Source organism: Ruminococcus sp. (genome assembly GCF_019417665.1).
Lineage (GTDB): Bacteria > Bacillota > Clostridia > Oscillospirales > Ruminococcaceae > Ruminococcus_C.
This window is the reverse complement of record NZ_DXUU01000010.1, coordinates 1-22558: the sequence shown is the minus strand read 5'-3', so window position 1 is coordinate 22558 and position 22558 is coordinate 1. Positions and strand designations below refer to the sequence as shown.

16 protein-coding genes and 1 other RNA gene are annotated in these 22558 nt (G+C 48.2%); 10 read left to right on the top strand and 7 right to left on the bottom strand.

All coding sequences use genetic code 11. The annotated features are described in order from the left end of the window. Positions 1–324 precede the first annotated feature (324 nt). The 4 genes from aroB to QZ375_RS04280 are packed head-to-tail and all read left to right on the top strand — an operon-like array spanning position 325 to position 4303. Positions 325–1377, top strand: a complete 1053-nt coding sequence (gene aroB, locus QZ375_RS04295) for a 3-dehydroquinate synthase (protein ID WP_295215778.1) — start codon at positions 325–327, stop codon at positions 1375–1377. Next, positions 1374–2621, top strand: coding sequence for a 3-phosphoshikimate 1-carboxyvinyltransferase (gene aroA / locus QZ375_RS04290; RefSeq protein WP_295215774.1), 1248 nt, complete (start codon positions 1374–1376; stop codon positions 2619–2621). The genes aroB and aroA overlap by 4 nt, the downstream gene beginning before the upstream one ends. Continuing rightward, on the top strand, positions 2599–3690 hold the full coding sequence (gene aroC / locus QZ375_RS04285; protein WP_295215769.1) for a chorismate synthase: 1092 nt from the start codon (positions 2599–2601) through the stop codon (positions 3688–3690). The genes aroA and aroC overlap by 23 nt, the downstream gene beginning before the upstream one ends. A 43-nt stretch (positions 3691–3733) precedes the next feature. Further along, positions 3734–4303, top strand: coding sequence for a DUF4364 family protein (locus QZ375_RS04280; protein ID WP_295215849.1), 570 nt, complete (start codon positions 3734–3736; stop codon positions 4301–4303). A gap of 89 nt (positions 4304–4392) precedes the next feature. Here the strand turns inward: QZ375_RS04280 and QZ375_RS04275 are convergent, their stop codons facing one another. Continuing rightward, complete coding sequence (locus tag QZ375_RS04275; protein WP_295215765.1) at positions 4393–7089, bottom strand: hypothetical protein; 2697 nt, start codon at positions 7087–7089, stop codon at positions 4393–4395. A gap of 287 nt (positions 7090–7376) precedes the next feature. Here QZ375_RS04275 and QZ375_RS04270 point away from each other — a divergent pair, with 287 nt between their 5' ends. Then, entirely contained in the window at positions 7377–7859 is a 483-nt protein-coding gene (locus QZ375_RS04270; RefSeq protein ID WP_295215762.1) for a small multi-drug export protein, read from the top strand. Positions 7860–7926: 67 nt separating this feature from the next. On the opposite strand, the gene QZ375_RS04265 is transcribed toward QZ375_RS04270, so the two are convergent. Together QZ375_RS04265 and QZ375_RS04260 are read right to left on the bottom strand one after the other, a co-directional pair. Next, positions 7927–9438: a glycoside hydrolase family 43 protein gene (locus QZ375_RS04265; RefSeq protein WP_295215761.1), complete on the bottom strand. Its 1512-nt coding sequence runs from the start codon at positions 9436–9438 to the stop codon at positions 7927–7929. Between the two features lie 138 nt (positions 9439–9576). Then, on the bottom strand, positions 9577–10194 hold the full coding sequence (locus QZ375_RS04260) for a TetR-like C-terminal domain-containing protein (RefSeq protein ID WP_295215760.1): 618 nt from the start codon (positions 10192–10194) through the stop codon (positions 9577–9579). 211 nt (positions 10195–10405) lie between these two features. Here QZ375_RS04260 and QZ375_RS04255 point away from each other — a divergent pair, with 211 nt between their 5' ends. From QZ375_RS04255 to QZ375_RS04245, 3 genes are all read left to right on the top strand, one after another. Next, on the top strand, positions 10406–13096 hold the full coding sequence (locus QZ375_RS04255; RefSeq protein WP_295215759.1) for a YhgE/Pip domain-containing protein: 2691 nt from the start codon (positions 10406–10408) through the stop codon (positions 13094–13096). Between the two features lie 380 nt (positions 13097–13476). Further along, on the top strand, positions 13477–16017 hold the full coding sequence (locus QZ375_RS04250; protein ID WP_295215756.1) for a hypothetical protein: 2541 nt from the start codon (positions 13477–13479) through the stop codon (positions 16015–16017). A gap of 14 nt (positions 16018–16031) precedes the next feature. Beyond that, entirely contained in the window at positions 16032–16994 is a 963-nt protein-coding gene (locus QZ375_RS04245) for a glycosyltransferase family 2 protein (RefSeq protein WP_295215754.1), read from the top strand. A gap of 123 nt (positions 16995–17117) precedes the next feature. Here the strand turns inward: QZ375_RS04245 and ssrS are convergent. From ssrS to pdxS, 4 genes are all read right to left on the bottom strand, one after another. Next, positions 17118–17308, bottom strand: a non-coding RNA gene (ssrS, locus tag QZ375_RS04240) — 6S RNA. Positions 17309–17397: 89 nt separating this feature from the next. Further along, positions 17398–17715, bottom strand: coding sequence for a DUF1292 domain-containing protein (locus QZ375_RS04235; RefSeq protein WP_295215751.1), 318 nt, complete (start codon positions 17713–17715; stop codon positions 17398–17400). A 137-nt stretch (positions 17716–17852) separates the two neighbouring features. Further along, on the bottom strand, positions 17853–18422 hold the full coding sequence (gene pdxT / locus QZ375_RS04230; protein WP_295215748.1) for a pyridoxal 5'-phosphate synthase glutaminase subunit PdxT: 570 nt from the start codon (positions 18420–18422) through the stop codon (positions 17853–17855). Continuing rightward, on the bottom strand, positions 18422–19294 hold the full coding sequence (gene pdxS / locus QZ375_RS04225; RefSeq protein ID WP_295215745.1) for a pyridoxal 5'-phosphate synthase lyase subunit PdxS: 873 nt from the start codon (positions 19292–19294) through the stop codon (positions 18422–18424). Before pdxS ends, pdxT begins: the two co-directional genes overlap by 1 nt. 302 nt (positions 19295–19596) lie before the next feature. On the opposite strand from pdxS, the gene QZ375_RS04220 reads away from it, so the two are divergent. Then, positions 19597–20691, top strand: coding sequence for a M15 family metallopeptidase (locus QZ375_RS04220; RefSeq protein ID WP_295215741.1), 1095 nt, complete (start codon positions 19597–19599; stop codon positions 20689–20691). A gap of 183 nt (positions 20692–20874) precedes the next feature. After that, on the top strand, positions 20875–22323 hold the full coding sequence (locus tag QZ375_RS04215) for a serpin family protein (protein WP_295215739.1): 1449 nt from the start codon (positions 20875–20877) through the stop codon (positions 22321–22323). The last annotated feature ends 235 nt before the right edge of the window (positions 22324–22558 follow it).

Sequence of the window (22558 nt, the reverse complement as noted above, 5' to 3'; positions counted from 1 at the left end):
AGTATTATACCACATTTCTGTGAGAATTGCTATGCCTTTCACCAAATTATCAGAATAATTTTTCCAGAAGAAATCGCCGCAGGCGGCAATGAAACTTTTTGATCCAGCAATTTCTCGAAAATGCTGGCGGCGAAACACCTCAGCGGGACGTTTTCAACGGAATACCACATCCAATATCAGAAATTATTTTGCAGGGTTTACAATTTGTTGTTGAAAAGAAAATGGATTTTTAGTATAATAAAATTGATATACCAGCGCAGCTTGTACGTGCTGGCTGGATTTTGCAGTCCGGGGCGCTGCTCCGGAGGAAGGAGCCCGAAGCGAATGAGAACGATTACAGTACATGCGAGCCAGACCTATCCCATTTGGATTGAACGGGGCTTGCTGGCGCAGTGCGGCGCACTTTTGCGGAAACAGACCAAAGCCCAGACGGCGGCGGTGGTTACAGATGACCATGTGGATGCCATATATGGGGATATTGTGGTGCAGTCACTGGAACAGAACGGATTTCGTGTGTTGAAATTCGTCATTCCCCATGGAGAAGCGTCTAAGTGCAGCACCACGCTGAATCAGATCTACGACTTTTTGTGTGAAAATAACATTACACGTACTGACTGCCTGGTCGCATTGGGCGGCGGTGTTGTGGGAGATATTACCGGCTTTGCAGCGGCAACCTATTTGCGTGGGCTGGATTATATGCAGATTCCTACCAGTCTGCTGGCACAGGTGGATTCCTCTGTAGGCGGAAAGACTGCCATTGATCTGCCCGGCGGTAAAAATCTGGTGGGTGCATTCAAACAACCCGTTGCAGTGCTGTGCGATCCGGATACCCTGCAAACGCTGCCCAAGGAATTCCTGGCAGATGGCATGGGAGAGGTCATCAAGTACGGCATGATCCGGGATGCAGAACTCTTTTCCCTGCTGGAACAGCATACCCTGGAAAACGTGGCAGAGGTCATGGAAGAGATCATTGCCACTTGCATCGACATCAAGCGTGATGTGGTGGAGCATGACGAATTTGAAGCTGGTGAACGCATGATCCTGAATTTCGGACATACCCTGGGACATGCGGTGGAGAGTTACTATCACTATGAAACATATACCCACGGTGCGGCAGTGGCTGCAGGTATGTGCATGATGACAGAAAAGACTTGTGCAGCCGAGGTTTATCAGCGGCTTTGTAATTGCGTGACATCTTATGGACTGCCAACTTCCGTGGAGGCACCTATGGATCAACTTGTGCCCCTTTGCAGCAATGACAAAAAGCGTGCCAGCGCATCCCTGCGGTTTATCGTTTGCGAGACTATCGGAGCGGCGCAGATCCGTACCATGCCCTTCGGGGAATTTGCAGCATGGATGGGAGGCACAACGGCATGAACGTAGAGATCACACCGTCGAAGCTGCACGGTACCGTGCGTATTCCCGCTTCCAAGAGTGTGGCGCACCGGATGCTGATCTGTGCGGCGCTGGCAGAGGGAACTTCAGTGATTTCCGGCGTGGATATTTCGAGAGATATTACCGCTACAATGGAAGTGCTCACTGCTTTTGGGGCATCTTTTTCCCAGGACGGCAGTACCATTACCGTCACCGGTGTCGGCGGCAGGACAGCGGCGAAAGAAGCCATTGCTGATTGCTGCGAAAGCGGTTCAACGCTTCGTTTTCTGATCCCGGTGGCTGCGGCGTTGGGCATACACACCACATTTTTCGGCCAGGGACGCCTGCCTCAGAGACCCATTACAGCATATCTCCGGGAATTGCCCCCCAAGGGCATCACCTTCCACTATGAGAATACCATGCCCTTTACCATAGAGGGACAGCTCCAGTCCGGCATTTACGAACTGGAGGGGAATGTTTCTTCTCAGTATGTAACGGGTCTGCTTTTTGCATTGCCCCTGTTGGATGGAGATTCGGAGATCCGGATGCTATCCCGGCTGGAATCCAGACCTTATGTGGATCTGACCATTGACTGTCTGCGGCAGTTTGGCGTGGAGATCAGGGAGACGAAGAACGGTTATTATATTCCCGGTGGGCAGAAACTCCATTCCTGTGATTTGGCTGTGGAGGGAGATTACTCTCAGGCAGCGTTCTTCTATGTTGCAAATGCCCTGGGAAGTGATGTGGAACTGACTAATCTGAATCCGGACAGCGTCCAAGGTGATAAAAAAATCGTTGAAATTACATCACAAATGTGTTATAATCAAAAAGAGGGAAAGCCGGTGTGCTTCACTGTAGATGCATCGGACATTCCCGATCTTGTGCCCATTCTGGCAGTGCTGGCAACATTCGGTACAGCGCCATCCCGGATCACAGGTGCACACCGCCTTGCCATCAAGGAAAGCGATCGGCTTGCAGCTACGGCTGATATGCTGAATCGATTGGGTGGAAAGGTGACAGCTTCGGCAGACGGACTGGAGATCGAACCGGTGCAGGAACTGCACGGCGGTATGGTGGACAGCTTCGGTGATCATCGCATCGCTATGTGCGCTGCGGTCGCTGCCACACGCTGTACAGGCGTGGTTACTATTATACATGGAGATTGCGTGGAAAAATCATATCCACGATTCTTTGAGGATTATCAACAATTAGGAGGAATTGCCCATGTCATCGTTCTGGAATCGTAATATTTCCATTTCTATCTTCGGGGAATCCCATGGCCCGGCAATCGGCGTGGTCATTGATAACCTGCCGCCGGGGGAGTATATTGATCTGGAAAAACTGCGGCAGTTTATGACACGTCGTGCTCCGAAAAAGGACGGTACCACGACACCCCGGGGAGAAAAAGATCTGCCTCAGATCATGTCTGGTCTGCTCAATGATCGCACCACCGGCGTGCCCCTTTGTGCGTTTATTCAGAATACGGACACCCGTTCCAAGGATTATAGCAATCTGGCACGTCTGCCCCGTCCGGGTCATGCGGATTATACAGGTGCTATGCGGTATCGGGGATTTAATGATGTGCGCGGCGGCGGGCATTTCTCCGGTCGTCTCACAGCACCTCTCTGTTTTGCTGGTGCAGTATGTGGTCAGATCCTGGAACGGCGCGGCATTTATACCGGTGCACACATTGCGTCCATTCACGGAATTCAGGACGATGCGTTCAGCCGCACAAAGGTGACCAAAGAGGATATTCTGGCAGTACGGGAAAAGGAATTTCCGGTGCGCAACGATGCACAGGGAGAACTGATGCGGGAAGATATCCGCAATGCCCGTCACGGTGGAGAATCTCTGGGCGGTATTATTGAATGCGTGGCGATCAATGTACCTGCCGGCGTGGGCTCTCCCATTTTTGAGGGACTGGAAAATACCATTGCTCAGCTGATCTTCGGCATTCCGGCAGTGAAGGGATTGGAATTTGGCGCTGGTTTCCAAGTGGCAGAAATGGTGGGAAGTCAGAATAATGACCCGTTTTATATTGATGATGCGGGCCACGTGAAAACCAAAACCAACAATCATGGCGGCATTCTGGGAGGCATTTCATCGGGTATGCCCATTACACTGAATGTGGCAGTCAAGCCGACGGCATCTATTGCAAAGCCCCAGGAAACGGTGGATTTCCGTGCCAAAACCAATGAGACACTGCAAATTCATGGCAGGCATGACCCATGTATCGTTCCCCGTGCTGTGCCGTGCGTGGAAGCGGCAGTGAATATTGCGCTGCTTTCTCATATGATGGATTATCCGAATTTTTAACTGATTCGAGGTGGCAGCTGTGCAGGAAGAAAACCTTTTGAAAATGTCAAAAATGGCAACGCCGCCGATTATGGATCCCCATACAGCGAATATTCTCATCTGTTATTTGCTCTATCGGATCGACAAACCGGTTCGTGTAGCCCATTTGTATGATATTGCTGTGGGAAGTGACATCATCAATTATTTTGCCTATCAGGATTCTATTACCTACTTGACCAGTCATGGTTCTGTGCTGGTGCAGAAACATAACAACGGGATAGAATATTACACCTTGACGGAAAATGGCATTCGCACGGCGAAAGAATTGCGTAATTATGTGGGAAAGGCGTATCGGGACAAGCTTGTCTCTGCGGCACTGCATTATTTTGCCCGGATCAAGCGGCAAAATGAGGTGAAGATCGACTACATTCCCCTACAAAAGGGGTATTATGTGCATGTACGCTGTCTGGATGTCCAGGACGATCTGCTGGATCTGAAATTGTATGCGCCGGATTATACCCAGGCGAAATATCTGGGGGAACAGATTATGCTGAACCCTGCCGGATTTTATGGGAAAATATTGGACGCTGCATTCTCTAACGAGGAAGAAAACTACGATCTGAGCGGTAATTAAGAAAATTTATAATAAGAAAGGCACAGAGCAACGGTTGAACTGCTCTGTGCCTTTTTGATATGTGTGGGAACACAAGTAACTGGTTTGTATCACCTTGCTGCAATTTCATCCCAGACAGGATGTTCGCCTACGGATTCCATGGCATAATACATCAAGATCAGATAGGCATCTTGAGCATCAATGGCATTGTCTTTATTGACATCGATCAATTTCAGAAGCTGCTCCTCCACCTCTGGGTATGCTGTAAGGGTGAAATTCGAGTTTCCTACAGAATGATTTGCATAATACACCAGCACCAGGTATGCATCATCACAATCAATGCGTCCGTTTCGGTCTGTATCTCCCCGGAGTTTCGGTGTCCAGTCTGCATTGGCATCTTTTGTTGCGTCTGTAGAAGAAGTTTCGGTGACAGTTGTGGAAACTGTCGTGCTTTGCGTGGTTTGGCTGGCTGTTGTAACAGATGTTGTTGTTGTTATGGAAGTCGTTGCAGTTGATGTGGCAGTTGAGGTTGAAGAAAAAGTGGTGCTTTGTGTCGTTGTTTCGACAACTGTTGTCAAGGTTGTTTCTGTCTGTTCCGTTTCTGTGGTCCGACTTGTGGTATTGGTGGGATTTGGCGAAGTCAGTATAGTCAGGTGTGACGTGCTTGTGGAAGTTGTCCGGTGCTCGGTGCTGGTGATTTCAGAAGTCGTACTTGTTTTCGCTGCCGTATAGGTAACACTTTCTGTAGGGGCAGAAGTTGTGCTTGTTGTTACTGCTGTTGTGGAAGTGGCGGAAACAAGACTGGCTGTAGAAATCATAGAGGAAGCTGTTGTCACGGTTGTTTTGGTCTGTTCTGTTTTTATGGTCTGACTTGTGGTATTGGTTGGACCTGCCGAAGTCGGTGTGGTCGGGCAGGATGTGCTTGTAGAAACGGTTGTGGTTTCTGTTGTAAAAGTTAAAGTTGTTGAAAATGTCGTCTCTGCGGAAGTCGTTAGAGGTTTGGTGTCGGTGACCTCAGGAGTTGTACTTGTTTGTGTTGTAGCAGGAGTAACGCTTTCTGTAGAAGCGGAGGTTGTGCTCGTTATTATTGCAATTGTGGTAGTAGTAAAAGTGGAACTAGCTGTAGAAACTGTCGAGGAAACGGTTGTTGCCGAGGAAACGATTGTCACCGGGGAATCGGTTGTCTTTTGGACGGTAGTTGTTGTGGGTGCTGTCGTCAGGTTAGTAGTGCTTGTGACGGCGGTGGAATTGGAGGATGTTAGTGTGGTGGTTACAACGTAGCTTATTGTTGTTGTTGTTGTTGTTGTGGAAGTACTGATACTGTCGGATGTGGTTTTATCGGAGAAAGTGGTCGTAGTCTGGGTTTCCGTTGTAACAGTAAAAGAAGTAGTGTTGATAGGACCGGCGGAAGTGAGTGTTTCAGAAAATGTCGTGGTTTCTGTGGCAGTACTTGTGGTTTGTACGGTGGCTTCCATACTTGAAGTCTGGGGCGAAGTGCTTGTTTCTATTTCTGTGGCAGAAACAATAGACGTAGTTTCGGTGGTAACTGAGCTGGGAGCTGTTGTATCGGAGGTAGTTTCTATTGCTGATTCTGTTGTTGTGATCATTGTTGTCTCTGTTTCGGAAGAATCCGTACTTTCTTCTGTTGTGGTAAAAGTGATCTCACTTGTTGTCAAATGAGAATCAGTGACAGAGGTTTCTGTTGTTACAGTTTCTGGAACGGTAGTTTCTGTGCAGGAGGTCGTCTCAGAGGTGGTACTTGTATGGGATGTTGTTTGCGTTTCTGTCAGTGTTGTGGTTTCCGTAGTTGCCGCAGTAGTGCTTTCCGCCGGCGTGTCGGCGAAAATGGCCAGGACTGTGGTATCGTCCTGAATTGTCCAGGCAGACCAGCCAGTCTGTGTTTCGGCAAATTCGTTGAGCAGGGCTGCTATAGTACCATTCTGAAATGCCTGTAAGGGCTTTGCTGTTTCTGAAGAAGGATCAATAGAACTGTAGTTTGCCCCTATCGCTTCAAAATCACTTTCTTGGGACATGTAGCAGGAAATCAGCAGAGCATCGGAATCGCCGGAATATTTGCCTAGGAGCATTCCAATATTTTCGTTTGTTTCAGTGGGGATAATGTCCCCCAAGTGGTAGCAGCAGCGAGGAGAAACGCTGCTAGTTCCTGCGATTCCGCCAGCATTGCTGTCTGCGATGACAATGTTCCCGATGTGATAGCTATTTTCCAGGGTAGATACATTGTCCCCGGCGATGCCGCCGGCACGGCTGACCGCAGAGATCTCGCCGGTGCAGTAACAGTTTCGAATGGTGCCGTTGTTTTTTCCGGCAATCCCACCCACATAGCTCTTTCCAGAGAAAGAGATCTGTTCTACACCTAAATTTTGAATAACACCATCTGTACCGATGACACCGAACATACCGCCATAGATCAACGAATTGCTTTGAAAAGACATTCCGGTGATAGTGTGCCCTTGACCATCGAATGTTCCGGTGAAAGGGGCTTGCTCTGTACCAATGGGCGTCCAGGGATTGTTGCTGATGGTGAGGTTATCGGTCAAGATTGCGTAGAGACCTGGCTGTCCGTTGGCGGTATCTGTACTGTTTACGGCTTCAGCAAACCAGAACAGCTGTTGGACGGTGCTGATCTCATAGGGGGATTCCGGCGTGCCTCTGCCATTTGGTGACACTTCCAGGACGGCGGAGATGGAAAAGGGACGGATGCAGTATAGGCTCAGGAAGATTCCTGCGATGATGAAGCAGAAGAATTTCTGTAATCGAGAACTTGATGCGGTGTGTTTGGCTTGCATTGGATGCCTCCTTTTTTTGTGAGAAGAAGCAATTCGACATTATTTCCTATATTATAACATAATTCGACAAATTCTGCAACAGAAAAAATCACGGTATTGCCATATCAAAGCACTATGCAATCCTTATAGAATCAATTATCCGTGCGTTTTAAAAAAATTCAGAATATATCATATAAAAATTCACCAATAGATCTGAGATTTCGTGTATTCTATAAAGGCATATTGTATATTTGCAGAGGTTAAAGTCATTATTGTGTGACATTTTTAGAAAAATAAAGGAGTAACATATGTTTTTAAAATATCTGGCTGTTTTTTTCGTTTCAATGGTTCCCATCGTTGAACTGCGTGGCGCGGTTCCCATCGGAACAGGCTTTATGGGTCTGCCCTGGCTGCCTACACTGATCGTTTGCGTGATCGGAAATATGATCCCTGTACCGTTTATTTATTTCTTTGCCAGAAAAATTTTGGTTTGGGGTTCGGATAAGCGTTTTATCGGGAAGTTTTTTAAATGGTGTCTGGAAAAAGGGGAAAAGGGCGGCAAAAAGCTCCAGGAAAAGGCGGGGCGAGGACTGTCCCTGGCATTGCTTCTGTTCGTAGGTATCCCCATTCCGGGTACTGGCGCATGGACCGGTACGCTTGCTGCAAGTCTGCTCAATATGGGTTTTAAGCGAAGCGTGATTGCGGTGGTACTGGGTGTACTGCTTGCCGGCATTATTATGACTCTGGGTACTTTAGGCGTATTTTCCGCCATCACCTCAATTTTTTCGTAATTCACTAAAACAGAAACGGCGCACATTCCGGAGAGAGAATGTGCGCCGTTGTTATATTTGTCAGCGGTTATTCCTGGGGGAGATAGCGAAAAGCTGTAACATCTGCCGGCGTTTCACAAGGTGCACCGTTTCCGCTGGCAAACAGTGCAATATAATTTCCAGTAAAGCAGCCGCCTGCTTCGGTAGTCAGGTACTGGGTCTCGCCGCTGCCTGCTAGCACCATTTCTCCGCCGTCAACTGCAAAGAAGAAACGATACCAATCCCTGTCGCATTCCAGGCGCAGGGTCACTTGTTCCGCATCGCAAAGAATCATGTTTTCCACATTCTGGAGTGAACCGATTATCCGGCGGAGAATGATGTATGCTTTTCCGTCCAGGCGGGTCTTTGCAATCTCATAATGATGTCCCGGGTTCATGTAGACTGTCAGACCGGCTTCTTCGCCATCACGTTCCGGTGCAAATGTAATATCCGCCTCGGCTGTACAGCAGAAATGTTCCTGCCGTCTGCCAAGCCATGCTTTGGGGGCATCTTCCGAAAGCCCGACGGCATTCCCACGAAGCTGTAACTGCTTTCCTGTCAGCCGGATCAATTCTGGCACTGGATTGTAGATATAATTCCAGGACGGATGCAGAACTTTTCCGTCGAAATGATCTTCCACGGCACTTCCTGGTACATAGCCGTTGGTTTGGAACGGCGGCAGCTCCGGCACATCAAATTCGGTCAGAACTGCACTGTCTGAGCCCATAGAAAACCAGCCGTTTTCCTTTTTCACGGGAACCAGCATGGTCTCCCGCCCCAGATTGTGCCGGAACGGATAGGCAAGGGGACGATTACCCAAACATACTGCCCACCAATTTCCAGCCGGGTCGTCTACCAGATCAGCGTGTCCGGCTGCCTTTATGGGCAGAGCATGTCCCACATTGGTGAGGACAGGGTTGTGCGGACACGGTTCATACGGGCCAAGAATATCTTTGCTCCGTGCCATGACTGCCATGTGGCACATCTCCGTGCCGCCCTGGGCAATGAGCAGATAGTACATGCCTTCAATTTTGTACAGATGAGGGCCCTCCGGGTTATTCGCTGTGCCCTGCCAGAGGGAATGCGGTTCGCCGACGGCTTCTCCTGTCTGGATGTTCATTTCGTTGAGGTAGACTTCACCGTCTGTCCCCAGATAGTATACTTTTCCGTCATCGTCGAAAAACAGGGACGGATCAATGCCTGGAAACGGCAGAGTGATAGGTTCAGACCATTCGCCGCTGGGGTCTGTTGCCGTGACAATAAAATTGCCGTGGTTATCACCGGTAACATTCGTGACGATAACGTAAAACGTTCCCTCGTGATAGCGGATGGTAGGGGCGTAGATGTTGATGCAATTGGGTGCGCCTGGCACCAGTTTCACTTGGGAATCCCGTGTCAGGCAGTGCCCGATCTGTTCCCAGTGCACCAGATCCCGGCTGTGGAATATGGGAATGCCCGGAAAATATTCGAATGTACTTGTTACCAGGTAAAAATCATCTCCCACACGACAAATGCTGGGGTCTGGATGAAAGCCCGGGAGAATGGGGTTGGTGTACTGCATGATGAAACTCCGTTCTGCCGCAATACAATACGGCGGTTTGATAGGTTTATTATAGCATGTTTTTTCTCTCTTGTCACCATATATCATGTAAAAAGTGAGGAAATCAAATTTTCATGTTTTGCCGCAAAAAATGTGTGCTTATCGATATACCATTGCGCCGTGCAGCGGCGGTGTGCCGATGGAAGTGGTGCCTTCCCGAAGAAGGAGCAGGGTCAGCTCTGCCATATGGGTAGGCGTTTCCTGGCAGCCGTTGTTCAGCCATCGTTCCACCAGTCCCATGCATCCGGCAAGGGCAAAGGAAATGGCATATTGCAGATCCTGATCCCGCAGTTCTTTCGGTGCAAAGGCACGCAGCGTTTTGACACCTTCGTCCCGGAACAATGTCTCGATGGTGCGCAGAAAGGCAATGTCACCGTTTGGTCCCATGAGTGCAGAACAGAGCAGGGCGTTTTCAGACAGAATCGTAAATGCCTGTTCCAGAAATTCGAAGAAATGGTTAGGTGCCCCCTGATTTTCCCATTTGTCATTAATAGCGGCGGTCAGCTGTTGTAACAGCCGTTGCTCCGTTTTTTCCAGCAGATCGTAAATATCCGTGTAGTGCAGGTAAAAGGTGGAACGGTTGATGTCCACTAGATCTGCAAGTTCCCGGACTGTGATCTCCTTGATGCTCTTATGCTGGAGCAGTGTGGTCAGTCCATTTAAAATCAAAGTTTCTGTACGGCGATAGCGCCGTTCCTGTTTTAGGGAATCCGTCATTTGACCCATCCTTTCGATAATAAACACAATGTTGAATAATAGACATAATTCGTGAAATCAACGGTTGCAAATCAACCTTTCCTATATTATAATAGAAACAGGACGAAAAGTCAACAACTTTCTATTTGTAGACAAATGTTTTTCGTCACTTCAGGTGTACAAAGCCGTATTCGGGGTTCGGCGGCGTACGAAAAGAAAGGGTGTAGGAAACATGCAGAAAAGCGATTCAAAGCAGAAACAGAGTTTTTTGAATCGGCATTTCAAAGGAATCGCACTGACAGCCATCGTATTGATCCCGACCATTTATACGACGCTGTTTCTTGGTTCTATGTGGGATCCTTATGGGAATGTGGATCAGCTGCCAGTTGCAGTAGTCAATGAGGATCAGGCAGTGGAGTATGAGGGAAAGACTCTGGATGTGGGCGGCGAGCTGGTGGAAAAGCTCCAGGAAAACCAGCAGATGGATTTCCACTTTGTGGATAGCGCAAAAGCTCAGGATGGTCTCCGGGACGGCACTTATTATATGGTGATCACGATTCCCTCAGAATTTTCGGAAAATGCGTCTACGCTGATGGATGCAGATCCAAAAAAGATGCAGCTGCTCTACGAGACAAATCCGGGAACGAACTACATTGCCTCAAAAATGAGTGAATCTGCCCTTGCAAAAATGGAGAAAGAAATCTCCGCTAGTGTGACGCAGGAGTATACAGAAACGATTTTTGAGCAGATGGGTACTCTGGGCGATGGTATGACAGAAGCGGCTGACGGTGCATCGGAAATATCTGATGGCGTGACACAGCTGGAAGAGGGCAATATAACGATTACGGAAAATCTGGAACTTCTCTCCGACAGTACGCTTACCTTCGTGGATGGTGCCAAAACACTGGAGGACGGTGTAAAAACCTATACTGCCGGGGTTTCCACAGTCAATGACGGTGCAAAAACCTTGTCAGACGGCATGGATCAGCTGGCGGCAGGTGCAGGGACTTTGGCAGACGGTGCGACGGCACTTTCTGATGGTTCGGGTACTCTTTCCAATGGTGTGGACAGTTATACCAACGGTGTGGCTGCTGCATACAGTGGAGCCCAGACCTTGTCTGGCAGCAGCAGTCAGTTGAAAAACGGCGTCGCTTCTTTGTCGGACGGTGCAGTACAGCTTCAACAGGGCAGTGCAGCGATGACTGCCGGCCTGCAGAACCTTTCCGATTCTCTAAGCAGCAGCCTTTCAACAGACAGTACCAAACAGATGGAACAGCTTAATGCCGGACTGACGCAGCTGCAGCAGGGAATAGATGCTTTGAATGCAACATTGCAGTCTACAGAATTGCCGGATGTCAGCGGTCTCACGGAGACACTGACGGCAAGCCTGACAGCGATCGGCACCAGTGCACAGGATGCCGGTGCACAGCTGACTGCCATGCAGACATCTTTGACAGCTATGACGCAGACAACGGCTTTTCAGTCTCTGGATGCGACGTCTCAACAGGAGCTTTTGAATTGTTTCTCCGTACCCATGGCATCCCTCGGAACGGATATTTCAGATATCGGCACCCAGGTGACTGCACTTTCCTCTGCACTTCAGAAGACAGATCTGAGCAGTACTGGCGAAGCCATTTCTCAGATGCAAACCAGCGTCAGTGCTTTGGCGGCAGGTGCAGATCAGGCGATCCCAGGGGCACAGCAGGCGATAGCTTCTCTTTCCGGTGGATTGCAGTCAGTACAGCAGGCAGTGGATGGTCAGTTGCTGCCCGGTGCACAAAGCATTACCGCCGGACTGGATCAGTTGGTTTCCGGCAGCAGTGCTCTGGAATCCGGCGTTTCATCTTATACCGGCGGTGTTTCCAGCCTGACAGATGGACTGGGAACATTGGACGCCAATACAGCTTCTCTAGTCGGTGGCGCTTCATCGCTGTATGATGGTGCGAAGACTCTGGCGGACAGTGCACCGACTCTGACCGGCGCAGTATCTCAGCTTCAAAGCGGTGCAGCGCAGCTTGCGGACGGTACGGCGGAACTGACTGCCAATAACGAAGTCCTCACCAGTGGTGCGGCGCAGCTGACTGACGGTGCAGGGCAAATACAGGACGGTGCATCCCAGCTGGCTGATGGTTCAGCGGAACTGGGAGATGGTCTGAGCACCTTGTCCGAGGGTGCAGATACACTGCAGCTGGCATTGTCCGACGGTGCCGCAGAAGTAAACGGCATTACTGCCAGCGAACTGACCTATGATATGTTTTCCGCACCGGTGGAAGCAGAGGAATCCTTTGCCACAGAAGTGCCTTCTAATGGCAATGCTATGGCAGCATATATGATGGCAGTAGGACTGTGGGTGGCTGGTCTGGCGTTCTGCGTTATGCTCTCACCTCACGACCAAAAGATCAAAGGCAGAAATGCCGGTGTGGCATGGGCAAAGCAGCTCGGCACCCTTTGGCTTTTGGCAATTGTGCAGGCAGTGTTGATGGTCGGCTGTTTGATGGCATTCAACGATTTTCAGCCGGAAAATCTGGGCAGAACGCTGTTTATCGCTTGTCTTTCTTCTATTGCATTCCTGACACTGGAATATTGCACGAACTTCTTCCTGGACATCATTGGCAGCTTTGTTCTGCTGGTGTTCATGGTATTGCAGCTGAGCGGATGTGCCGGCACCTATCCGCTGGAACTATCCACCCGGTTTTATCAGATCCTGAATCCCTTTATGCCTTTCACCTATACTGTGCACGGCTTCCGGAGCGGTATCGCATCTGGTCAGGATGTCACAATGGACTGTGTTGTACTGGCGGTCATTGCCTTAGTATTTGCAGGATTACTTCTCATGGGCTTCCATGCACGTCTGAAGCGTCAGCAAGAGGCAGAAGATACCGTATCTGAGACAGTGCTCTCCGGTACTCCCGTGCAGGCATAATTCTGACAATTTCTCATTTTGTCACGTTGTATCACATTGGTGCAGCGTGATTTTTTTATTTAGAAAAGCTGTCTTGCTGGGAAATGTTTTATATCGGATTGTGCCAATAAAACTGCAAATTTGCATAAATATAGGAAATATAATTTGTGCAGTCTTACAAAGATATAAAGAAGATGTTAGGTTTTTCATTTTTTCTGTCGGTTCTTTATAACATGACGCTCACAAAAATGCCTATGTATAAGAATGGATTTCCTTTTTGACAAGGGCAGGTGGGAATATTCTGTATTGTGAATCGCAGTTGACAAGAATAAGAAGATATGTTACAATTTACAATATGGGAATGCGCTGTTTTATGAAAAAGAAGAAAGGACTTGAAAAGTATGAATGTTGCAACTGTTGTATTTTTTCTGGCATTGTTGCTGACTGCCGGGCTATCCGTGGGGTTGCTGCGTAGTGCAAGAAAAACATGCTCCCGAGAGGACTGGCTATGGCCTTTGTATAAGTTACGTGCTGGTTTTACACTGTCAAAATCAAAAAAAGAAGAAATTGTAAATCAGGGAGAAACGGATACAGAAAAAAGTTCTTCTCATGAAAAGCAAAAACTGCATACACAGAAAGAAAAAAAGCCTGTGCGGGAATCAGTGTCTGCACCCAGCCACTCTTTGTCGGTGCGAGATATCGTGTTGCTGGTTATGTTGGGCATACTGGTGCTGCTGGGGTTGGTCGATTTGTTTCACATTGTGGATTTCGCACCCTATAACGGCGCATTTGTTTTGACGGGGTGTACTGCGCTGCTGGAGTATGGCGTTTGCCTTTTATATCAGTACAGAGCAAACAAAACGGTTCGCTTTTTCGGAAAGCTGCTTCTTGCGGCAACAGTACTGGAACTGACGATTTTTCAGTTTCCTTCCTATCATCTGCTCCTGGGGGAATATCCCCAGAAAACGCTGCTTCCTTCAGAAGCCAAGATCGAATCCGGGGACTATGAACTGGATGAAACCACCAAGAGTTTGAAAATCAAGGGAAAAAATGAAGTTGTCATTACCTTTGAGGGGTTGGATATCCCAGTGGGTACGGTACAGGTACAAGCGAAGTTCGACAAAAATACCGAGCATACGAAGGTGGTGCTGGATGCCGCTGATGTAACTCACGTGGAATATCGTTATGATTTTGCTACCGCTGATCTCATTGACGGGCGTGAAAACACCCAGTATATACCCTGCCAGCTGTCTGGGGATGTCCAGAAACTTCGTGTGAAGCTGACAGGATACAATGACAACGATATAGTAACGCTGCAAAAAATTCAGCTGAATACCCCCGTTCCTTTTGGGGTATCGCCTCTTCGCATGATCCTGATTGTGGGGTTGGGGACGCTGGCGTATGCCATTGCCGTTGCGCCACTGATGAAAAAGCCCTATGAAGAAACAACTCGTTTCTGCCGCCAGGTAGTAACATGGATGACGGCGCTTGTCATGGTGTTTGCTGTTCTCATTGTTATGGTTGAACTGCCGGACGGCGGCATCAAAAAGCAATTGACCCAAAAAACAGGGAATCAGATCACGCAGGAACTGGTAGATGCCTTTGAAAGCGGACAGACTTCTTTGCTGAAAGAACCGTCGGAGGAACTGTTGGCACTGGAAAATCCCTATGACTGGAGTATGCGCGGCAGTGCAAATGCACCGGCCGAATGGGATCATGTATTATATGATGGGAAGTATTATTCCTATTATGGTATTGCGCCGGTTGTTCTGCTGTACTTGCCTTACCACAAGCTGACTGGGTATTATTGTTCTACCAATTTGTCAGTGCTGTTGTTCAGCCTGATCGGTCTGCTCTTCCTGGGCATGACCTATCTGGCATTTGTGAAGCGATGGTTCCGGAAGATCCCTGCCGGCTGTATCATTGCCGGACTTGCGATTGTGTTCAGCGCCTGTGGCATCTGGTTCAGCGTCGGACGAACATTGTTCTATGAGATTTCAATTTCATCGGGATTTGCTTTTGTAGCAATGGGAGCTTATTGTTTGATCACTTCTAATATCCTGGGTCAGGGAAAGGTTTCGCTGATACGAACAGCATTGGCTTCGCTGTTCTTGGGCATTGCTGTGCTCTGTCGTCCCACCCTGGCAGTCTATGCCGTCTGTGCCTGCATTTACTTCTTAGTGGGTATTCCAAAGGCAGGATTGATTTTGGAAGAGGGTACAGTAAATGGTATCAACAAAGTGCGCCGCATCGGATATATTTTATGTGCGGTATTGCCGTTGGCAGCACTGGGGATCACGCAGATGTGGTATAACTATGTACGGTTTGATTCGCCCTTTGACTTTGGCATCCAGTATTCCCTGACCATTAACGATTTTACCAATTCTCAGTATCACACACATTTTGTCCTCATCGGACTGCTGAATTATCTCTTTGCAGTGCCAGCATTTTCGGCGGAATATCCCTTTATTACAACGCCATTTTCGAAAATGGAAGCCAATGGTTATTATTTCTCCGATACGGGCAATACTTCAGGTATCCTGTTCTTGGCAATTCCGGTATTCGCATACTTTTTCTGCTGCAAAGCCCTCCAAAAACTTCCCGACCGAAAGTCTCGTTGGAAAAATGCACTCTTGGTGGGGCTGCCTTGTGTGATTATGCCGCTGGTCATCATCTGCTCGATTTGGGAAAGCGGCTATGCCATCCGGTATACGGCGGACTTCTCCTGGGAGATTATTCTGGGCGCATATGTCGTTCTGTTTTTCCTGTATGGGAAATCCCAGAATGAGACAAAAAAGGATCTGATGCGGAAATTCATGGCGGTTTCTATGATCTGTGCCATTATTGTCAATGGGGTGCAGATCTTCAACTTTGCATTTCCGCAGGAGCAGTATCCAGCATTATGTGACCATTTGTATCAGCTGGTTGCATTCTGGAAGTAAGGAGGAAATTTAGAATGGATACGTTATATCTGGTAATTCCATGTTATAATGAAGAGGAAGTACTGCCGGAGACCTCTCGACAACTGCTGGCGAAGATGACAGCTTTGATCGAAAAACAGAAAATCTCGGAAAAGAGCCGGATCGTTTTTGTGAATGACGGTTCTAAGGATCGCACCTGGGAAATCATCGAACAGCTGCATCGGGATAATCCCATGTATCAAGGAGTCTGCCTGTCCCGGAACAAAGGGCATCAGAATGCGCTCCTTGCTGGATTGATGACAGTAAAAGATCACTGCGACATGACAATTTCCTTGGATGCAGATTTGCAGGATGATATTGATGCCATTGACGAAATGGTAGAAAAATATTACGAAGGAAATGACGTGGTGTACGGCGTGCGCAATGCCAGAGACACGGATACGTTCTTCAAGAAATTCACTGCTGAGGGATTTTATAAAGTCATGAAGTATATGGGTGCAGATGTGGTGTTTAACCATGCCGATTATCGTCTCATGAGCCGCAGAGCGCTGGATGGTCTTGGTTCTTTCAAAGAAGTGAATATGTTTCTGCGAGGCGTAGTGCCTATGATTGGCTATCGCAGTGACAAGGTGTATTATGCACGAAAGGAACGCTTTGCCGGTACATCAAAATATCCTTTGAAAAAGATGCTTTCCTTTGCCTGGGAGGGTATCACATCACTTTCCACAAAGCCTATCAGCATGATTACACGGCTTGGAACTGTGATTTTTCTGGTGAGTATCGTCATGCTGATCTATTCTGTGGTACGCCATTTTATGGGCGCTACCACGACTGGTTGGACTTCTCTGATCGTGTCCGTCTGGGCGATCGGCGGCTTGCAGCTGCTTGCCATTGGCATCATCGGGCAGTATATCGGAAAAGTTTATCTGGAGACGAAGGAACGTCCAAAATATATTGTAGAACAGTATCTCTCGGATGAGGATGCAGCGGATATCTAATATATGCAGGAGGGTGAACATGGTTCGCCCTTTTTGTTTGAATAGGATCTTTTCAATAAAAATCAACAAAACAAAAAGCACCTTGAGACAATCATCTCAAGGTGCATTGTGTTCCTATAGAAAAATAAAACCGCCTGGCCGTCTTGCAGCGAATAAAACCAAGCCATTACAGCAAGGTGGGTATCCTCCCGTCTGCTTCACGCTCCCTTCGTCCGCCGAAGCGGGAGGTCTGCAATCCACAGCTGGAGTCAGGATTCCCTAAAAAAGAGTGTTGGATTATAAAAACCGCAATGTCTCGCACCAGGCAGTATTTATTTTTCTATGTTTAGTATAACATAATCTTTCACAAAAATCAATAGGAAATTTGTGAAAATTTTTCTGTTATCCTGCTATCAGACGTGGATTATGCTTCTTCTTCCTCGTCCTCTTCGTCGAAAAGCTCGTTGAGCTGCTGAAGGAACATATTACCGACTGTTTCATACTCAGCGTCATCTTCGATGGTGCAGAGCATTTCTTCACCGTCAACCATTTCCTTTTTCAGAACGACAAATTCACCGTCATCATTCAGCAAATCTTCCTCGTTTTCATAGAACGGGATCAGGGCACAGTAGATGGCGTCGTTGTATTCCAGCTCGCCCAGCACCTCAAATTCCTGTTCATTGCCGTCCTCATCTTCCAGAGTGTACAGCAGACCTGATCCGAATTCGTTTTCTTCTGCCATGGGACTTTCTCCTATCTGCCAAATCGGCGGTTATTCCGGATGTAATGCCGGTATCCTTATTATACAGGATTATCACAAAAAAATCAAGTGGTTTTGTGAAAGATATGCTTTTTCTTTCAAACCACTTGAATTTAAATTTATTTTGCAGCACTTATCATTTCCAGGAAATACTGGTGTACTCGTGTATCATCTGTCAGTTCTGGATGGAATGCTGTTGCCAGCTGATTGCCCTGCCGTGCGGCAACGATCTTGCCGTCCACTTCTGCCAGCGCTTCTGCATTCCCGGAAACTGCCGTAATATAAGGTGCACGGATAAAGACCATGGGAATTTCGCCTACGCTTTTCATTTCCGCAGTCACAGAAAAACTGCCCAGCTGTCTGCCGTAGGCATTGCGGCGTGCGGAAATATCCATGGTACCAAGCTGTACCTTGCCGCCCTCGGCTTCTTTTGCCAGCAGGATCAGCCCGGCACAGGTGCCGAATACCGGAAGACCATTCCGAATCCGTGTCTGAATATCATCGAAGCAGTCCAGTTCCTTCAGCAATTTTCCCATAACCGTGCTCTCGCCGCCGGGAATGATCAAACCGTCCATAGGCTGATCCAGATCACGCTTCTGGCGGATCTCAAAGGAATCTGCACCCAGTTGGCGCAGGATCGCACTGTGTTCTGCAAATGCACCTTGCAGTGCCAGAATACCGATACGCATTACTTACCACGCTCCGCCATCAGCAGGGAGATCTCATCTTCGTTGATACCAACCATAGCTTCGCCCAGATCAGTGGACAGCTCAGCCAGCATCTTTGCGTCCTGATAGTTAGTGACAGCCTTTACGATAGCAGCGGCACGCTTTGCCGGGTCTCCGGACTTGAAGATACCGGAACCGACGAAAACGCCTTCAGCACCCAGTTGCATCATCAGTGCAGCGTCAGCCGGAGTAGCTACACCGCCAGCTGCAAAGTTTACTACCGGCAGTTTGCCATTGTCGTGAACATACTGTACCAGATCGTAGGGAACACGCAGTTCTTTTGCAGCATCGAATAGCTCATCCTCAGCCATAGACTGGAGACGGCGGATCTCTGCCTGCATCATACGCATGTGGCGTACTGCCTGTACCACGTCACCGGTGCCCGGCTCGCCCTTGGTACGGATCATAGAAGCACCCTCGTTGATACGGCGGAGTGCTTCGCCCAGATCCTTTGCGCCGCAGACAAAGGGAACATCGAACTTTGTCTTGTCGATGTGATACTTGTCATCTGCCGGAGAGAGCACTTCACTCTCATCAATATAGTCGATCTCGATTGCCTGTAGGATCTGCGCCTCTGCGAAATGACCGATACGGCACTTTGCCATTACCGGAATGCTGACAGCTTCCTGGATACCACGGATCATCTTCGGATCACTCATACGGGATACGCCGCCGGCTGCACGGATATCTGCCGGAATGCGCTCCAGTGCCATAACGGCACATGCACCGGCTGCTTCGGCAATTTTTGCCTGTTCCGGTGTGGTGACATCCATGATGACGCCGCCCTTGAGCATCTGTGCCAGGTTCTTGTTGAGTTCATAACGATTTCCCATTGCTGTTCCTCCTGAATTTGCTTTTTAAAATAATGTGAAATAGGAGTTAGGAATGACGGTGCTTGTTTTGCTCTTACATTTCTAATTCATTCCACCTTGCTACTAGGATACCATGCAATTGGCTCTGCTGCAATTGCCAGTTTTGCAACTTTTTTCAATACCAGATGAGAACGGAATGCCAAGAAGAATTTTTTGACTTGAAAAGAGAATGGGTTTATGGTATAATAGAAAAATCAGAAAAGAAAGCGAGATCCGGCTTCTGCCGGATTCTGAGAAACCCATTGAGAAAGGAATCATGCAGCATGAGCACAAAACCCAATCCAAACCAACACGCTCCTCAGGAGCCGCATAAAAAACCAACATCCGACCAGAAACCCCGTGTTAAGGGTGGAAGTCACGCCAAGCGCCGAAAGATCCGATTCGACCGGATCGCCGTTGTGGTCATTCCTATGCTTTTGATCATCATTCTGATCGGCGCACTTTGTCTGCACAGCTGCAACAAAAGCGGCAGACTGAACATCGGTGAGAGCAGTACGGAATCGACTCCGGTTGCAACTGCCACGAACAAAACAGTACAGTCTACAACAGAAGATACTACAGATGCCGCAGCGATTACCACGGAAAGCAGTGCCAATGTCAGCGCAAACGCAAAGCAGATCACCTTGTCAGAAAAAGGTGTCAACAAGGGCGATCTGATCGTTATCAATAATGACCACAGCTATGATTTTCCTACTGGTGACCCGAAGCTGAAAAGCGTCTATGAGGAGCGCAACAGTTCCTATAGTGTCAGCGACATGGAAGTACAGCTGGACGAGGAGACCATTGCGCAGCTGAATGCCATGATGGCAGCTTTCGAGGAGGAAACCGGTTTCAGCGGTATGCAGGTATTCAGCGGATATCGTACCAAGGAAGATCAGGATAGCCGTCATGACAGCGGCAGCACAGGTTTCCGTGGCGGCTATTCCGACTATCACAGCGGCAGAAGCTTTAATTTGAAGATCAACTTCGGGGACGGTACCTCCGACTATTATAATGCGGAGAAATATCCGGACTATGCCTGGATTTCCGAACATGCGGCAGAGTATGGCTTTATTGTCCGCTATCCGGACGGCAAGGACAGCATCACCGGAGAGGAAAGCCGTTCCTATACTTTCCGCTATGTAGGCGTTCCCCATGCAGTGTACATGACGGAGCACAAGCTTTGTTTGGAAGAATATGTAGAAAAGGTACACGGATATTCTGCTGATGATCCTCTGAAAATCACTGTGGATGAGACAACCTATTCCGTATTCTATGTTTCTATTGGCGGCACAAATGATGTAGATGTGACCATCCCAAGCGAAAATTACACTGCATCCGGCGACAATATCAGCGGATATATCGTTACCTGCCAATAAAGATTCTATTTTGTTTCGGTATGCACTTATTGTTTTTGAAATATTTACAAAATAAGCCCGCAATTTTTCCCAGTTGTTTCGTTATACCTGATAGAGAGAAAAGATTCCCTGGGTTTGTCACGTGCCGGGAATCGGTTCTATGGAGATATGAATGATGTAAACAAAAATGAGAGGTGTATTTTTATGAAACTTATGAAACAAAAATGGATCGCAGCTTTATCCGCAGTGGTACTGAGTGTCACTGGTCTGCCTGTGTGCAGTGCAGCGGCGTCAGGTACTGCCGGGGATATCAATCTGGACGGAAACCTGAGTATTTCGGATGCCGTGCTGATGCAGCGGTATCTGTTGAATACAAGAAACTTTACACAGGAAGAATGGCTGGCGGCGGATATGAACGAGGACAAAACTGTCAATGCGTTTGATCTGTCGCTGCTAAAACATGCTTTGCTGGAAAAGGGCATTGTGTTTGATGCAGAGGATCTTCTCAGAAATCTGGTATCACGAGATGTGGCAGGTGCAGAAGCTGATGATGATTTTGTTCTGGCGCAGACGGACTTTGCCCTGTCTCTGCTGCAGCATACAGCGGAAAATGACCAAAACACACTGATTTCTCCATATTCTGTGATGCAAGCCCTTGCTATGACGGCGAACGGTGCGAACGGTGAGACAAAAGCAGAAATGGAAACCGCTTTGGGAGGACTGCCGCTGGACGAGCTGAACGAGTACCTGTACACCCAGCGTACCTCTCAGCCGGACAGCGATTCCTGCAAGCTGCTGACTGCCAATTCCATCTGGTATCGGGATGATGCAGAGCGTCTCCAAGTTTCTCAGGATTTCCTGCAAACCAACACAGATTATTATGACGCAGCGGCATACAGCGCACCTTTTGATGACAGCACAGTACGGGACATCAACAGCTGGATCGCCAAGAATACAGATTACATGATCCCGAAGATGATCGAAGAGCTGGACCCGGCTACCGTTATGTGTTTGATCAATGCAGTGACCTTTGATGCAAAATGGCAGAGTCCCTATTTTGAGAATCAGATCAGCGATGGGACGTTTACTGCTTATGACGGCAGCACCCAGACAGTTGAAATGATGTATTCTGATGAATATTACTATCTGGAGGATGAAAATGCCACCGGATTCTACAAATATTATGAGGGTGGACGATATGCCTTTGCGGCATTATTGCCCAATGAGGGAATCACAGTTACAGAATATCTGGACGGACTGACGCCGGAGTCGCTCCATGAGACGCTGGCAAGTCCAGAACGTACCTCTGTGATCACCGGACTGCCGAAGTTCAGCTGTGACTATGGTAATAGTCTGAACGAAGCTCTTGCGGCAATGGGCATGCCTGGTGCATTTGAACCGACAGCAGATTTCTCCAACATGGCAGATACAGCAAGCGGTTTACTCTATATCGGCGATGTTTTGCACAAGACGCATATTGATGTGGATGAAAACGGTACCAGAGCCGGTGCAGCAACAGTTGTCATGATGGAGGCTGGCTGCGCTCCCATAGGGCATGAAGTGGTTCTTGACCGGCCGTTTGTCTATTGCATTGTGGATACGGAAACTTCATTGCCGGTGTTTATGGGCACGATGCTGTCTATGGCTGAATAATCGTTAAAATTGTTTGAAAGAAAAACGTTCCAGGCGCAAAATGGAAAGCGCTTGGAACGTTTTTTTTGTTGGTTTATAGTATCCGGTGTTTAAGAACTGATTTCGTTGAAAACATCCCACCGGGACGTCTCCAAGGGTTTACTTGTTAAGATGGTTTCACAAGGCGGGGCGGTCTTGTTCGCAATGTCATTAACTTAAAACAGCCCTTGAATGGCAAGCAGAATGTCTGGAAGTA

Excerpts from the sequence above, each read along its gene's own strand:
- aroB (WP_295215778.1), top strand. The coding sequence starts at position 325 with ATGAGAACGATTACAGTACATGCGAGCCAGACCTATCCCATTTGGATT.
- aroA (WP_295215774.1), top strand. The coding sequence starts at position 1,374 with ATGAACGTAGAGATCACACCGTCGAAGCTGCACGGTACCGTGCGTATT.
- aroC (WP_295215769.1), top strand. The coding sequence starts at position 2,599 with ATGTCATCGTTCTGGAATCGTAATATTTCCATTTCTATCTTCGGGGAA.
- QZ375_RS04280 (WP_295215849.1), top strand. The coding sequence starts at position 3,734 with ATGTCAAAAATGGCAACGCCGCCGATTATGGATCCCCATACAGCGAAT.
- QZ375_RS04275 (WP_295215765.1), bottom strand. The coding sequence starts at position 7,089 with ATGCAAGCCAAACACACCGCATCAAGTTCTCGATTACAGAAATTCTTC.
- QZ375_RS04270 (WP_295215762.1), top strand. The coding sequence starts at position 7,377 with ATGTTTTTAAAATATCTGGCTGTTTTTTTCGTTTCAATGGTTCCCATC.
- QZ375_RS04265 (WP_295215761.1), bottom strand. The coding sequence starts at position 9,438 with ATGCAGTACACCAACCCCATTCTCCCGGGCTTTCATCCAGACCCCAGC.
- QZ375_RS04260 (WP_295215760.1), bottom strand. The coding sequence starts at position 10,194 with ATGACGGATTCCCTAAAACAGGAACGGCGCTATCGCCGTACAGAAACT.
- QZ375_RS04255 (WP_295215759.1), top strand. The coding sequence starts at position 10,406 with ATGCAGAAAAGCGATTCAAAGCAGAAACAGAGTTTTTTGAATCGGCAT.
- QZ375_RS04250 (WP_295215756.1), top strand. The coding sequence starts at position 13,477 with ATGAATGTTGCAACTGTTGTATTTTTTCTGGCATTGTTGCTGACTGCC.
- QZ375_RS04245 (WP_295215754.1), top strand. The coding sequence starts at position 16,032 with ATGGATACGTTATATCTGGTAATTCCATGTTATAATGAAGAGGAAGTA.
- QZ375_RS04235 (WP_295215751.1), bottom strand. The coding sequence starts at position 17,715 with ATGGCAGAAGAAAACGAATTCGGATCAGGTCTGCTGTACACTCTGGAA.
- pdxT (WP_295215748.1), bottom strand. The coding sequence starts at position 18,422 with ATGCGTATCGGTATTCTGGCACTGCAAGGTGCATTTGCAGAACACAGT.
- pdxS (WP_295215745.1), bottom strand. The coding sequence starts at position 19,294 with ATGGGAAATCGTTATGAACTCAACAAGAACCTGGCACAGATGCTCAAG.
- QZ375_RS04220 (WP_295215741.1), top strand. The coding sequence starts at position 19,597 with ATGAGCACAAAACCCAATCCAAACCAACACGCTCCTCAGGAGCCGCAT.
- QZ375_RS04215 (WP_295215739.1), top strand. The coding sequence starts at position 20,875 with ATGAAACTTATGAAACAAAAATGGATCGCAGCTTTATCCGCAGTGGTA.